The organism is Idiomarina sp. MD25a (genome assembly GCF_001870515.1).
GTDB lineage: Bacteria > Pseudomonadota > Gammaproteobacteria > Enterobacterales > Alteromonadaceae > Idiomarina.
In genome coordinates, this window is record NZ_MDGT01000003.1 from 971,722 (window position 1) to 985,606 (window position 13,885).

The following is a 13,885-nucleotide window of genomic DNA, read 5'->3' on the forward strand; positions in this document are numbered from 1 at the left end:
GAAGCGGGTCATTTAAAACTTAAGGAGTTATTATGTCACTAACTGTTGAGCAAAAAGCAGAAATCGTAAAAGAATTTGGTCAAGGCGAGAACGATACGGGTTCTCCTGAAGTGCAAATCGCTTTGTTGACTAAAAACTTGGCGGAATTGCAAGGCCACTTTAAAGCGCACAAGAAAGACCACCACTCACGTCGTGGATTGTTGCGTATGGTAAGTCAGCGTCGTAAATTGCTAGATTACCTTAAAAAGAAAGATCAAAGCCGTTATGTCGCGGTTGTTGAAAAGCTTGGCATCCGTCGCTAAGTCAAAAGATTTCGAAAAAAGGGCCCTTTGGGGCCCTTTTTTTATGCTTATTTTTTGTTAAGGGGTCTTAATTCTGTCATCTATGCCTTATACTATGTGACGATTGAAAATAGATAGAAAACGAACACCAATCCGGGTGTTCACATTCAGTTAGGTAAAGGAAAGCAAAACGTGAATCCAATAACTAAACAATTTCAGTATGGTCAACACACAGTTACATTGGAAACGGGCGTTGTAGCTCGTCAAGCGACTGCGGCTGTCATGGCCAGCATGGACGATACAACCGTACTTGTCAGCGTAGTAGCTAAGAAAGAAGCGCGTGAAGGACAAGACTTTTTCCCGCTAACGGTTAACTATCAAGAAAAGACCTATGCAGCGGGTAAAATCCCAGGTGGTTTCTTTAAACGTGAAGGCCGTCCTAGCGAAAACGAGACATTGACATCACGTCTGATCGATCGCCCGATTCGTCCATTGTTCCCTGAAGGGTTCATGAACGAAGTACAAGTGGTCGCTACCGTTGTTTCGGTAAACCCACAAGTAAGCCCAGATCTCGTAGCAATGATTGGTACCTCGGCAGCACTCGCTATCTCTGGCGTGCCATTTAACGGTCCAATTGGTGCTGCACGCGTTGGTGTAATCAACGACGAATATGTACTTAACCCAACTCAAGATGAACTCGCTGAATCAAAGCTCGATTTGATGGTTGCCGGTACGCAACAAGCGGTCTTGATGGTTGAATCAGAAGCCAACCTTTTATCAGAAGACACCATGCTTGGCGCAGTGATGTTTGGTCATGAGTCGATGCAAGTTGTGGTCGATGCGATCAATGAATTTGCTCAAGAAGCGGGTAAAGAAAAATGGGATTGGCAGGCACCGCAAAAAGACGCCACTTTGGTTGAGAAAGTGAAATCACTCGCCGAAGCGGGCATTGGTGAAGCCTATCGTATTACTGACAAAGCTGAGCGCTACGGCAAGATCGCTGAAGTTAAGCAAGCGATGATTGAGCAACTCGTTGCTGAAAACGAAGAAGCCGATACTGATGAAGCGGGCAAAATCTTCCACGACGTCGAAAAAGATATCGTGCGTAGCCGCATCTTAGCGGGCGAAAAGCGTATTGACGGCCGTGACCCAGACATGGTGCGTGCTATCAGTGTAGCAACAGGCGTGTTGCCACGTACTCACGGTTCAGCCTTGTTTACGCGTGGAGAAACTCAGGCGTTAGTTACAGCGACGCTCGGCACTGACCGTGACGCGCAGATGATTGACGAATTGACTGGCACGTCAACGAGTCGTTTCTTGCTGCATTATAACTTCCCTCCTTACTGTGTGGGTGAGACCGGTATGGTCGGTGCGCCTAAACGCCGTGAGATTGGTCATGGTCGTCTTGCTAAGCGTGGTATTCAAGCGGTTATGCCGAGCCACGAAGAGTTCCCATATACCGTTCGTGTGGTGTCTGAAATCACAGAATCAAATGGTTCTAGTTCAATGGCATCAGTGTGTGGTTCTTCGTTAGCATTGATGGATGCAGGCGTTCCAATCAAGTCTTCAGTAGCGGGTATCGCTATGGGGCTTGTTAAAGAGGGCGATAAGCACGTTGTCTTGTCTGACATTTTAGGTGATGAAGATCACTTAGGTGACATGGACTTTAAAGTAGCCGGTAACAACGAAGGTATTACCGCGTTGCAGATGGATATCAAAATTGATGGTATCACTCGCGACATCATGGAAAGCGCGCTAGGCCAAGCTAAAGCAGCACGTTTGCACATCTTATCTGTGATGGATGAGGCGATTGGTGAACACCGTGATGAGCTGTCTACTTACGCACCTCGCTTCACGACCATCAAGATTGATCAAGATAAGATCAAAGACGTGATTGGTAAAGGTGGCGCGGTTATCCGTGAGTTGACTGAGTCAACCAATACCAACATTGAAATTGGTGATGACGGTACTATTAAGATCGCTGCTAGCGACCAAAATGATGCCGACGCAGCCATTAAGCGTATTAAAGAGCTGACTGCTGAAATTGAAGTAGGCAAAATCTATCAAGGTAAAGTTGCACGTATCGTGGACTTCGGTGCGTTCGTTACGGTATTACCGGGTAAAGATGGCTTGGTACACATTTCACAAATCGCTGAAGAACGTGTGAATGATGTCAATGACTACTTGAAAGTCGGTGACACAGTGCCAGTTAAAGTGCTTGAAATTGACCGTCAAGGCCGTGTTCGTTTGAGCATGAAAGAAGCGGCTGAAAAGCCCGCTGAAGCCAGCAACGAACAAGCAACCGAGCAAACTGAAGAGAAAAGCGAAGATTAATCGTTAATCTTTATTCAGTAAAAGCCCTGTTGAGCTAGCTCAACGGGGCTTTTTTTGCTCTAATGGAGTAAATTCTTAAGGGTATTTTCTATGCGATTACTTTCTTTGGCAGCGTTGCTTGCTATGACCCTAACAGGATGTGCAACCCAGCCGGCGAATCAAGCAAAGCAAGTCGCAGCACCGACACCCAATGTGGTGTTAGCTGAACCCGAGCAAGCTGAATTTCGCTATGAAATCGAGATCGCGCGTATTAATCAGATGGTTAGCGACGACTCGTTATCTGACGAAGAGTTGGCTTTCGCTTATTATCGTCGCGGAGCGCTGTATGACGCGCTCGGTTTACGCACCTTATCGCGCATGGATTTCATGCGAGCGATTGAGATTCAGCCGCGTTTAGCTGATGCTTATAACTATCTAGGTATACAGTACACCGAGTTAGGTGAGTTTGACTTTGCTTTTGAGGCACTTGATTCTGCACTTGAACTGGACCCTGACCACCCGTATGCATTGCTTAATCGCGGTATCGCTGAGTACTACGACAATCGAGTAAAGTTTGCAGTCAATGACTTCCAGCAACACCTTAACAACGATCCCAGTGACCCTTATCGCGTGATTTGGTTGTTCTTGGCGCAATATCGTGAGTCACCCAATGAAGCACTTAACGCACTTGCACGTAACCAGCAAGGCATTGACGAAGAAGATTGGGCAAATCGGATTATTGAGTTGTACTTGGGAGAACTCAGTGAGAGCGAGTTTTTGCAACAGCTTACAACCCAGTTACGAGGGGATGAAACCCTAGCCGAACGTCTGTGCGAGGCTTACTTTTACCTCGGTAAATACAGTCAGCGTCAGCAACAGTGGAGTAAAGCAGCAAATTACTTTAAGTTGGCACTAACGACCAATGTGCATGAATTTGTTGAGCATCGTTATGCTGATATTGAATTGGAGCAAACCCGCAAACAACTGCAATGAAAACCTTCTGTGTTCTAATAGTGGTCACTCTGGCGGTGACCCTTATTGCTCAAGATACTTATCCCACCTCAACACAATTGCGTTGGTCCGCGGCGCTTAAAGGAGACGCTAGTGCCCAGTTTGAAGTGGGTGAACTTTATTGGCACAAGCAACGCGCCAGTGATGCGTTAATATGGTGGCAACGTGCCGCCCAAAATGGTTCGCAAAACGCCATTAAGCAACTACAGTCCGAATTTCCGCAACACAATAGACGTTGGCTCAATATCGCTGCCAAACAAGGCGACGAGAGCGCTCAGCAGCAGTTAGCCGATTTGGCATTACACGATCCGGTGGTCGCTTGGTCAGATTGGTATGAGCGCTTTGGTGAGTCTGAACTATCCGCTCGAGCGCGCAAACTTATCGCCGCGCAAAATAAACAGTTGTGTACTATCGTTGTGCCTGTCATCGCACGTTCAAACGCGAGCAAAGCGCGTTATGTTGCACTGCTTAACGCGGTCAGTAGTACGCAAGGCGAATTCAGTGATAACCCTGTGTGCTTTGCTTGGCAGCGTAAACCCGAACAACACTGTTCAGTGGCGGATAATCAACAAGCGCAATGTGATGAGGCATACTTATCCAGCGCCGTGAGAACCATTATTTTTGCCGAGGCAGGACGCTCTTATACACGCCCTAAAGTGATGGTACTTGGACAACGAGCCGACAGTGATGTGATTAAGCATGAATGGGCACATTGGCTCGGTTTTGCTGATGAGTATGCCATGCGTATGCCGTATGCGAGAGATTTTTGCTTAGGACGCTATGCCAGCCAGCCGGTCAATATCGTGGTTACGGAAAAGCAACGCATGACAAGCGATGAATTACGGGCATTATGGCATCGACTGCCGTGGCGCGAACAGGTAAGCGATTGGCGCATGCTGGCACATCCATTGGGTGCCGACCAGTGGCAGTTGGGGTCTTCAAATAACTTAGAGCGTGTCGGATTATATGCTGCGCAGACTTGCGAGGCTGTAGCGGGACGCTTTGCATGGAAGCCTGTTGCGCAAGAAACCTTAATGGAACGCCATCAATCGGGTGTCTGGCCCGAACTATATCAGCGACTACAAAAGCCCTTTTTATTGCATGACAGCCAATTGAGCCAACATCAAGATAGGGCACAAGAACGCGAAAAACCACACCAATGAGCGTAGCTTATCCCAATTAAGCAAATAAAGGATGTTGTAAGCGATGCGAAGTACAATGAAGCTGACCGCAAGTGCTATGGCATGCGGACTGATTTGCTCGCTGGCCAAGTTAGCGAGTACAGCGGCTGCGTAGAGCGGAAATGCCTCGTAAGCATTATAATGTGCCGCCACAGCGCGCGCACCAACACCTGTGAGGCGGGATTGTTGAGCGCGCGGGTGGTGGTTGTCATAGCGGCTTTCGCGATTCTGAAAAAACACCACAGGCGCCTTAGCCAGAACCGGCAAGACACCTGCGATTAATAAACACCAAAGTAGTGTGCTCATCGTACGGTTTCACCCGCTGCTTGTAGATCGGCATGGTACGATGAACGCACTAATGGTCCACTCGCGATATGGCTAAAGCCCATCTCCACGCCTGCAACACGCAGTTCCTCGAACTCGTCAGGGTGAACGTAACGTGCGACCGGAATATGATGACGGCTTGGTTGTAGATATTGACCAATCGTCAGCATATCGCAATCATGAGCACGTAAATCGCGCATCACCTCTAAGATCTCTTCTTTAGTTTCACCTAAGCCAACCATGAGACCCGACTTCGTGCGCACATCCGGACGCGCTTCCTTGTATTTCTTCAGCAAGTCCAGTGACCACTGGTAGTTTGCGCCAGGACGCGCGGCTTTATATAAACGCGGCACTGTCTCTAAGTTGTGATTGAATACATCAGGTGCCTCATCCGATAAAATATCTAGCGCTACTTTCATACGCCCGCGGAAGTCAGGCACCAATATCTCGACTTGAATTTCCGGCGTGTATTTACGGATTTCGCGGACACAATCGGCAAAGTGTTGCGCACCACCATCACGCAAATCATCGCGATCAACAGAGGTAATAACGACATATTTCACACCCATGTCATGGATGGTCTTGCCGAGTTTTACAGCCTCTTCTGGATCAGGCGGCAACGGACGCCCATGGGCGACATCGCAGAATGGACAGCGGCGCGTACAGATATCACCCAGGATCATAAAGCTTGCTGTACCGTGATTAAAACACTCAGGTAGGTTTGGGCAAGAAGCCTCCTCACATACTGAGTGTAAACCGTGACTGCGCATGGCCTGTTTAATTTCGTCAATGCGCTGTGTGTTGGAAGGTAGCTTGACCTTCAACCACGAAGGTTTGCGCAACATCTGATCGCGTTCAGTCGGAACGATCTGAACAGGAATAAGGGCCATTTTGTCGGCATCGCGCATTTTGACGCCGGGTTCCACTCTAACTGGCTTTGACATAAGCTTCTGCAAGTCCTGTTTCCGATTGAGTATTTCGGTAGCCAACGCGACTAATAAAGCGTTGCGTTACCCTCTCTGCTGCTTCATCGAAGCTTTGCGGACCGCCTAAGTCCGCCGTTTGAATCATTTTAATGCCGGTTAACCCGCACGGGTTGATACGGCTGAAGGGCTCCATATCCATATTGACGTTAAGTGCCAAACCGTGAAAGGAGCACCCTTTACGAATCCGTAAACCGAGTGAACAGACTTTATCACCATTCACGTATACACCCGGCGCGTCGCGGCGTGGTGCGGCTTCAATATCGTAATCTTTTAATACGTCGACAATGGTATTCTCGATCTCGTTTACGAGCTGACGAACACCTAAGCTCAAGCGTCGGATATTGAGCATAAAATAAACCACCAGTTGTCCAGGGCCGTGGTAGGTCACTTGCCCACCCCGATCCACAGGAACGACAGGAATATCACCTGGCGCAAGTAAGTGTTCCTCTTTACCTGCTTGGCCTTGCGTAAACACCGGTGAGTGCTCGACAATCCAAAGTTCGTCTGGCGTCGAATCATCGCGTGTGTCGGTGAATGATTGCATGGCACGCCAGATAGGCTCATATGCCTGACGACCTAAGTCGCGAATAATAATTTTATCCATCATCGGCCTATTATAACGAGATGCGATTGTGGCGGCTAGCGTTGCGTTATTACGAGCAGTTATAGCACATAGCGGACATCATCGATGTCGGCGAGCGAACGATAGAGGGTTTCGATATGTTCTTGGCTCTCGACACGAACAGACACCGACACAGAATGGTAATTACCTTTACTACTCGGCTTCACCGAAGGACTATAGTCCCCCGGTGCGTGCTGCTGTAATACTTCAACGACTTGATCAGGAAGCGTAGCAGTGGCTACGCCCATCACTTTAAAAGTAAAGTGACATGGAAAGTCGACTAGCTGATCAAAACGTGTTTTTTGCATATTGATTGCTTATTCCTCAGAGAACTTACGTTTAATATAGTCCATTGCTTGTTTGAAGAAACCGCCTTCCTCGACACTTTGTAAAGTAACGAGCGGGAACGATGCGACATCTTCGCCCTCAAGCTGAAGGTAAACGGTGCCGACATGCTCGCCTTTCTGCAATGGCGCTTCTAACTCTTGATTGAGTTCAAAATTAGCTTTCAATTTATCGCGTTGGCCACGCGGTAATGTGATAACCACATCTTCACTAATACCTAACTCAACTTGATCTTTATCACCCCCCCAGATGCGCTGAGATACGAAGCTCTCACCCGCCTCATAAGCAGTGACGGTTTCATAGTAACGGAAGCCGTAGTTAAGCAATTTTTTGCTTTCAATCTTACGCGCTTGTTCGCTGCTCGTGCCGATAACCACTGAAATAAGTCGTGTATCGCCCTCAACCGCTGAGGTGACCAAACTATAACCTGCTTCACTGGTGTGACCGGTTTTAATGCCATCGACATTCATGCTTCGGTCCCACAGCAGGGCATTACGGTTATATTGCTTAATGTTGTTATAAGTATAAGACTTTTGCGCGTATATTTCATACTCTTCTGGCGTCTCATTAATTAACGCACTGGCCAACTTACTCATATCGCGTGCCGATACATATTGTTCTGGATCGGGCAGACCATGACTGTTGGCAAAATGACTATGAGTCATGCCGATTTCTTGGGCATAAGTGTTCATCAAGTCAGCAAAAGCACCCTCGCTGCCGGCAATGTATTCTGCCATCGCAACACAGGCATCGTTACCCGATGAAATGATGATGCCGTGATTGAGGTCTGATACGCTGACTTCGGTACCCACCTCAATGAACATCTTTGATGATTCAGGAAAGTTCTTCGCCCATGCGTTCTCGCTGATGGTGACCATGTCTGAATTGTTAATACGACCGGCCTGGATTTCCTTGCCGATAATATAGCTCGTCATCATCTTAGTCAGACTTGCAGGCGGCAAGCTCTCATCGGCGTTCCCCTCAGCAAGTACTTTACCTGTTTTATGGTCAATAAGAATGTACGCTTTAGCATTGACCTGGGGTGGGTTTGGCACAAGCGACTGAGCACTTGCAACACCAAAGGAAAACACAGCAACGAGTGTAACGAGTGGTTTTATCATCTTTTTAGCTATCTTCATGGTTATCGCTTTAACATCTTTTGTAATGTGGATTATATCAATTTTGACGGTTCGAGTCAGTTGCTTCCGCAGTATTCGCGGTAATTTTAACTCTAAATGCGTTAGGAAAACCTTCCGTTCTCACCTGCTGCAGCCATTTATTGGCTTCAACTTGAGGCAGGGGCCCTAAAAGTAACTTATGTAGACTCTCTTTTGACTGAGTAGTTGCATGAGATTGCCAACTTTCGGGCAATTGTTCACGCAATGACGCGATTTTCTCGGCATCTTCACTGGCGAATAGCTGCACATAATAGCGATGTTCAACGGCAGGTGATAAAAACTCTATCGCCTCGACTTTGACGGGGGCCGTACCGTTACCGATCATGTCCAACTTGTAGGCGGCAGCAAAAGATAAGTCAATCAAGCGCTCAGAGTGAAACGGACCACGGTCATTCACCCGCACAATCACTTGCTTTTGATTATCTAAATTGGTGACGCGCACGTACGTGGGCAGCGGCAAGCGGGTATGCGCAGCGGTCATACTATACATGTCATAATATTCGCCGTTTGAGGTCAGGTGACCATGAAATTTATTGCCGTACCATGATGCAATACCACGCTCTGAATACCCTTTGGCCGTGTCCATTACATCGTAAAAAATACCGTTAACTTGATAGTCTTGATTACCTTGCCTGCTTAACGGTTCTTGAATCGGGGTCGCGCTTTGCAACTCAGCTGCAGTCGGCATGCGAGTCGGCGCGCTATCATGTGCTTGCTGATAGCGGCCTGAGGGCTGCGAAGTGCAGCCGAGTAACAACATCGTTAAGCTGGTGAGTAAGGCACCTAAACTACAGGTCGTTTTAGTCATCACTGTTTTCATAGGCCGATGCAATTTGTTCGCTCAGTTGATAGGCCACCATTGCGTAGAGTGGGCTGTGGTTGTAGCGCGTGATGCTATAAAAATTGTCAAACCCCAGCCAATACTCTTGACCATTTTCGGTTTCAAAAGCGAGTACTTTAACCGCAAGGTCGCCCGCGTATTGTTTATCAATTTGATAGCCTTGACCGCGCAACTGAGCAATCGTGGTATCGGGTTTCATGCCTTTAGAGGCAACTGCCGCCCAATCTTGATCTTGTTTGGGTTGGTAGGCGACTGGTGCACCCGCTTGCCAGCGATGCTCGGCAAAATAATTTGCCACGCTACCAATGGCGTCAGTGGTGTTGTTAATTAAGTCGCGCTTGCCATCGCCATCGAAGTCGACCGCATAATGACGGTAACTCGATGAAATAAACTGACCATAGCCCATAGCGCCAGCATAAGAGCCGACTGGCTGGGTAATATCCCAACCTTGTTCCGCTGCGAGACTAAAATACTCAGCGAGCTCCGATGAGAAGAATGAACTCCGTGGTGGATAGTAAAAGCCAAGGGTATATAGGGTATCCAATACTGAGTATTTTCCTAGGTATTCACCATAAAAGGTCTCGATACCGATAATCGCAACAATAATACGTTCGGGAACACCAAATTGTTGTGCTGCACGCTCCAGCTCATCCTGATGAGCTTGCCAAAAACGAACACCTGCTGCGCGGCGTTTATCAGTGAGGAAGATCGGATAATACTGATACCAAGGTTTAGCTTCCCAAGGTCTTTGAATCGCGGCTAAAACATCTTCATTAACTTTAGCTTGCGCTAACCATTGTTTAAGTTGTTGCTGCTCAATACCTAGCTCTTTGCTTTGCTGGCTAATAAACGTATCGATACGTTGCTGTGCTTCGGCATCGGTTGACTGAGTTTGTGCATTAGCTAACGGCGCGCTGAAAGCTGTCCAAAGAAGGGCTGAGGTCATTATCGCTGATTTAATCATACTGCACCTTAGTTATTATTATTGATAACCGTCTCGGATAATGAGGCGATGATGGGTTGCGGCCGACATAATAATTCCAAAGCCTGCCATCAAAGTCACCATCGATGTGCCTCCGTAACTAATTAGAGGTAACGGTACCCCGACAACTGGAAGTAATCCAGAGACCATACCAATATTTACAAAAACATATACAAAAAAGGTCAGCGTGAGCGAGGCGGCGAGTAACTTACCGAACATATCTTGAGTGCGTAAAGCAATGATTAAGCCGCGAATAATAATGAAGGTATATAGCGCCAGTAGCAGTGTGACACCAATCAGGCCAAATTCTTCGCTAATGACTGAGAAGATAAAATCGGTGTGACGTTCAGGCAAAAACTCGAGTTGTGATTGAGTGCCTTGCAGCCAACCCTTACCGTCGATACCGCCTGAGCCAATGGCTATTTTCGACTGTATAATATGGTAACCAGAGCCAAGTGGATCGAGTTCTGGATTTAAAAAAGTGAGTACCCGCTGACGTTGATAATCGTGCATTAGATAAATCCATAGCACGGGCAGGAAGGCCAGCACCAGCATTACAGCAAATACGATAAGACGCCAACTGAGGCCAGCAAAAAAGATGACAAAAAGTCCTGCGCTAGCAACCAGTAATGAGGTACCCAGGTCAGGTTGCTTTGCAATTAATAGCGTCGGTAGCAAAACTAGAGTGAGCGCTGCAAGAATACGTAGAAAACGTGGCGGTAATGCGCGTTGATTGATAAACCATGCAATCATCAGCGGCATCGCTAATTTCATGATTTCGGAGGGCTGAATCGTTACTGGCCCCAGATCAAGCCAACGCTGAGCACCTTTGCCCACTTCGCCAATGAGTAATACGGCGATCAGTAGCAACACGCCTAATCCGTAAATTAGCGGCGAGATACGCTCGTAGAATCGCGGCGGAAGCTGAGCTACCACAAATAGAGTCGCTAGCGCGGCACCGATGCGAATCGCTTGTCGAATCACCATATCCATGTTTTGCCCACTGGCTGAGTAGACAATAAACAGGCTGGCAATGCAGAGGGTCAGTAAGCCTAGCAATAACGGACCATCCAAGTGTAGCTTTTTGAGCAACGGGTGGCGCTGACGTTCTTCAGTCGTTAGCATTCTCGACCTCCTCATATTGCTCTGGATGATAGCGTTTATGCCAAGTATCTAGCAGTCTGCGTGCCGCCGGTGCAGCGATACTTCCGCCGCCACCGACCACGTTTTCAATGGCGACAGCGATGACGACCTCGGGCGACTCGGCTGGCGCATAACCGACATACATTGCATTATCGCGATATTTTTCCGCGACTTCTTCGGCAACATATTCTTCATCTTCGCCTAAGTTGACGACCTGCGCTGTGCCGGTTTTCCCTGCAGAGGAATAGGGCGCTTTGCGGAACGCCGAATGAGCGGTGCCGTGTACATCGGATGTAACGGACACCATCGCGTCGTGCACGACCTGCCAATAGCTTGGTTTATCGACTGCAACGGGTGGTTTATATTCGGGTTCGACAGCGTCCAGTTCAGATAGCGTGCCGTAACCTTTAAGTAACCGAGGTACCACAAATTCACCGTAGTTAGCCATCACGCCTGTTGCGGCAACCAGTTGCATTGGTGTCGCAGTCCAGTAACTCTGACCGATGCCAACTGAGAGCGTTTCACCGGCGTACCACGGTTCGCCATAACGAGCGCGTTTCCAGCCGCTGTTAGGCATAATGGCAGGGATCTCTTCTGCAATATCGATACCGGTTTTTTCGCCAAAACCAAATTGATGCATGAAGTCAGAAATCTTATCCACCCCGAGTTTCAGTGCTAAATCGTAGTAGAACGTATCGCAGCTCTCGGTAATCGCCTTACTGACATTGACCCAGCCATGACCCCAGGCAAGCCAATCACGATAACGACGATCGACGCCTTTGATTTCGAACCAGCCTGGATCCCAAATACGGGTCGTTGGTGTAATTTCACCCGATTGTAGGCCTAATAATCCGAGCTGTGGCTTTATAGTAGAGGCGGGCGGATAGCCGCCCTGGGTTGCACGATTCAGCAAAGGACTGTGTCGGGAATTCAGTAATGAACGATAGCGATCGACTGAGATGCCGCTAACAAACCAATTGGGGTTGTAACTTGGCGTACTTGCCATGGCAAGAATGCCGCCTGTTTTGGCGTCCATTAAGATAATGGAACCGCGATTTTCACCCAAGATTTCAGTCGCTTTGCGTTGTAGTTCGATATCAAGTTCAAGCACGATATCTGAACCGGGTTTCGGTGGCTCAGTATTTAGGGTACGTACCACGCGCCCGCGGTTATTTACTTCTACACTGCGGTAACCCACCTCACCGTGGAGTTGTTCTTCGTAGTATTTTTCAATACCCAATTTACCGATAGTACGACTCGCCGCATAATTGGGAAGGCGTCCTTGCTCGTCAAGACGCTGCACGTCGCGGCGATTAATCTTGGCTACATAACCCACCACGTGTGTTAATAGGTCGTTGAAGGGATAGTGGCGAACCAACCTGGCTTCAATAGAAAAACCTGGAAATTTGTGTTGTTTAGCCGCAAAACGCGCTATTTGCTGCTCATTCATTTCATCGAGCACGGTCACGTGATTAAAGCGGCGTTGAGTTTTGACATTACGTTCAAAATCTTCGATAGCCTCGGGCTCGATATCCAGCAGCTGAGCGATGTCGGTGACCTGTTGGTTGAGGTTCGTGACTTCCTCAGGAATCACTTCCAAGCTGTATACAGGCAGGTTTTCAGCCAGTAATGTGCCATTGCGGTCGTAAATCAAGCCGCGATTGGGCGCGATGGGCACTAATTTAATGCGATTATCATTCGAGCGCGTTTGTAAGTCGTTGTATTCGTCTACTTGAAGGTGGTAGAGGTTACCAAGAATCACCGTGAAAAAACCGATAATGACGACAATCGCAAAGATCACGCGTCCAGCAAATAGACTAGACTCAGCATCATGGTCTCTGATTGGCGTGCGGGTGCGCATTTAGCTTCACTACCTTCTTATTGTTATTCCCGATGATACGGATGGTTATTATTAAGGCTCCAGGCACGATATAAACTTTCTGCAACAATCACGCGGACAATGGGATGGGGCAGCGTCAAAGGAGAGAGAGACCAGCGCTGTTCAGCCGCTGCTAAACACGCATCTGACAGTCCTTCTGGCCCACCGATCAATAACGATACATTGCGTCCATCCATTTGCCAACCAGCCATTTGTTTGGCTAATTGTGGTGTTGTCCAGGGTCGACCATGCACTTCGAGTGTCACAATGCGGTTACCTTTTGGCACCGCTGCCAATAAGGCTTCACCTTCTTGGTTTTTAATCTTTCCCAGCTCAGCTTTTTTTCCCCGTTTTTGAGGTGTAATCTCTACGAGATCGAGACTCATGTCCCGGGGAAATCGCTTTTGATATTCTTCAAAGCCGCTGCTAACCCAAGCTGGCATTTTATTGCCAACGGCGAGCATTTGAATTTGCACTTACTGGCTCCAGAGCTTCTCAAGCTGGTAGAAATCGCGCATAGATTCCTGCATTACATGTAGAACCACGTCACCTAAATCGACCAGTACCCACTCGCTTTGTTCACCACCTTCGACACCCAATGGTGGAATACCAGCGTGCTTTGCTTGAGTGGCAACATACTCAGCAATACTCTTAACATGTGTCTTAGAGTTGCCCGAACAAATAATCATATAATCGGCAACATCTGTTTTACCATGCACATCAAGGACTTGGATGTCTCGTCCTTTTAGATCATCGACTTTATCAATGACAAATTCGCGCAGTTGTTCAACTTGCAAGT

At 47.9% G+C, this 13,885-nt stretch carries 15 protein-coding genes; 4 read left to right on the top strand and 11 right to left on the bottom strand.

Going from position 1 to position 13,885, the window contains the following annotated elements; translation table 11 throughout:
* The first annotated feature begins 32 nt into the window (after positions 1-32).
* The 4 genes from rpsO to BFR57_RS08570 all read left to right on the top strand — a co-directional run bounded on the left by rpsO (position 33) and on the right by BFR57_RS08570 (position 4,768).
* Positions 33-302, top strand: a complete 270-nt coding sequence (rpsO, locus tag BFR57_RS08555) for a 30S ribosomal protein S15 (RefSeq protein ID WP_006955194.1) — start codon at positions 33-35, stop codon at positions 300-302.
* 171 nt (positions 303-473) lie between these two features.
* Positions 474-2,615 carry a polyribonucleotide nucleotidyltransferase gene (gene pnp, locus BFR57_RS08560; RefSeq protein WP_071463563.1) on the top strand — a complete coding sequence of 714 codons (2,142 nt, stop codon included), beginning with the start codon at positions 474-476 and terminating at the stop codon, positions 2,613-2,615.
* Between the two features lie 90 nt (positions 2,616-2,705).
* On the top strand, positions 2,706-3,587 hold the full coding sequence (nlpI, locus tag BFR57_RS08565; RefSeq protein WP_071463564.1) for a lipoprotein NlpI: 882 nt from the start codon (positions 2,706-2,708) through the stop codon (positions 3,585-3,587).
* Complete coding sequence (locus BFR57_RS08570; RefSeq protein ID WP_071463565.1) at positions 3,584-4,768, top strand: hypothetical protein; 1,185 nt, start codon at positions 3,584-3,586, stop codon at positions 4,766-4,768. The genes nlpI and BFR57_RS08570 overlap by 4 nt, the downstream gene beginning before the upstream one ends.
* Here BFR57_RS08570 and BFR57_RS12735 read toward each other — a convergent pair.
* Genes BFR57_RS12735 through rsfS form a run of 11 tightly spaced genes read right to left on the bottom strand, consistent with a single transcriptional unit; the run spans position 4,700 to position 13,883 of the window.
* A complete protein-coding gene (locus BFR57_RS12735) occupies positions 4,700-5,092 on the bottom strand; it encodes an MAPEG family protein (RefSeq protein ID WP_083405094.1) in 393 nt (130 codons plus the stop codon). The genes BFR57_RS08570 and BFR57_RS12735 overlap by 69 nt on opposite strands.
* A complete protein-coding gene (gene lipA, locus BFR57_RS08575) occupies positions 5,089-6,054 on the bottom strand; it encodes a lipoyl synthase (RefSeq protein WP_071463566.1) in 966 nt (321 codons plus the stop codon). Before lipA ends, BFR57_RS12735 begins: the two co-directional genes overlap by 4 nt.
* Positions 6,038-6,703 carry a lipoyl(octanoyl) transferase LipB gene (lipB, locus tag BFR57_RS08580; RefSeq protein WP_071463567.1) on the bottom strand — a complete coding sequence of 222 codons (666 nt, stop codon included), beginning with the start codon at positions 6,701-6,703 and terminating at the stop codon, positions 6,038-6,040. Before lipB ends, lipA begins: the two co-directional genes overlap by 17 nt.
* Before the next feature lie 56 nt (positions 6,704-6,759).
* The gene (gene ybeD / locus BFR57_RS08585) at positions 6,760-7,026 is read right to left on the bottom strand and encodes a DUF493 family protein YbeD (RefSeq protein ID WP_071463568.1); all 267 of its coding nucleotides are present in this window, start codon (positions 7,024-7,026) and stop codon (positions 6,760-6,762) included.
* Positions 7,027-7,035: 9 nt separating this feature from the next.
* On the bottom strand, positions 7,036-8,202 hold the full coding sequence (locus tag BFR57_RS08590; RefSeq protein WP_071463569.1) for a D-alanyl-D-alanine carboxypeptidase family protein: 1,167 nt from the start codon (positions 8,200-8,202) through the stop codon (positions 7,036-7,038).
* Between the two features lie 37 nt (positions 8,203-8,239).
* On the bottom strand, positions 8,240-9,061 hold the full coding sequence (locus BFR57_RS08595; protein WP_253183618.1) for a septal ring lytic transglycosylase RlpA family protein: 822 nt from the start codon (positions 9,059-9,061) through the stop codon (positions 8,240-8,242).
* Positions 9,042-10,046 (bottom strand): lytic murein transglycosylase B, encoded by a 1,005-nt coding sequence (gene mltB / locus BFR57_RS08600; RefSeq protein ID WP_083405095.1) that lies wholly within the window; start codon positions 10,044-10,046, stop codon positions 9,042-9,044. The genes BFR57_RS08595 and mltB overlap by 20 nt, the downstream gene beginning before the upstream one ends.
* A gap of 18 nt (positions 10,047-10,064) precedes the next feature.
* Positions 10,065-11,189 carry a rod shape-determining protein RodA gene (gene rodA / locus BFR57_RS08605; RefSeq protein ID WP_071463570.1) on the bottom strand — a complete coding sequence of 375 codons (1,125 nt, stop codon included), beginning with the start codon at positions 11,187-11,189 and terminating at the stop codon, positions 10,065-10,067.
* Complete coding sequence (mrdA, locus tag BFR57_RS08610; RefSeq protein WP_071463571.1) at positions 11,176-13,068, bottom strand: penicillin-binding protein 2; 1,893 nt, start codon at positions 13,066-13,068, stop codon at positions 11,176-11,178. The genes rodA and mrdA overlap by 14 nt, the downstream gene beginning before the upstream one ends.
* Before the next feature lie 23 nt (positions 13,069-13,091).
* Positions 13,092-13,562 carry a 23S rRNA (pseudouridine(1915)-N(3))-methyltransferase RlmH gene (gene rlmH, locus BFR57_RS08615; protein ID WP_071463572.1) on the bottom strand — a complete coding sequence of 157 codons (471 nt, stop codon included), beginning with the start codon at positions 13,560-13,562 and terminating at the stop codon, positions 13,092-13,094.
* A complete protein-coding gene (gene rsfS / locus BFR57_RS08620; protein ID WP_071463573.1) occupies positions 13,563-13,883 on the bottom strand; it encodes a ribosome silencing factor in 321 nt (106 codons plus the stop codon).
* Between the last annotated feature and the right edge of the window lie 2 nt (positions 13,884-13,885).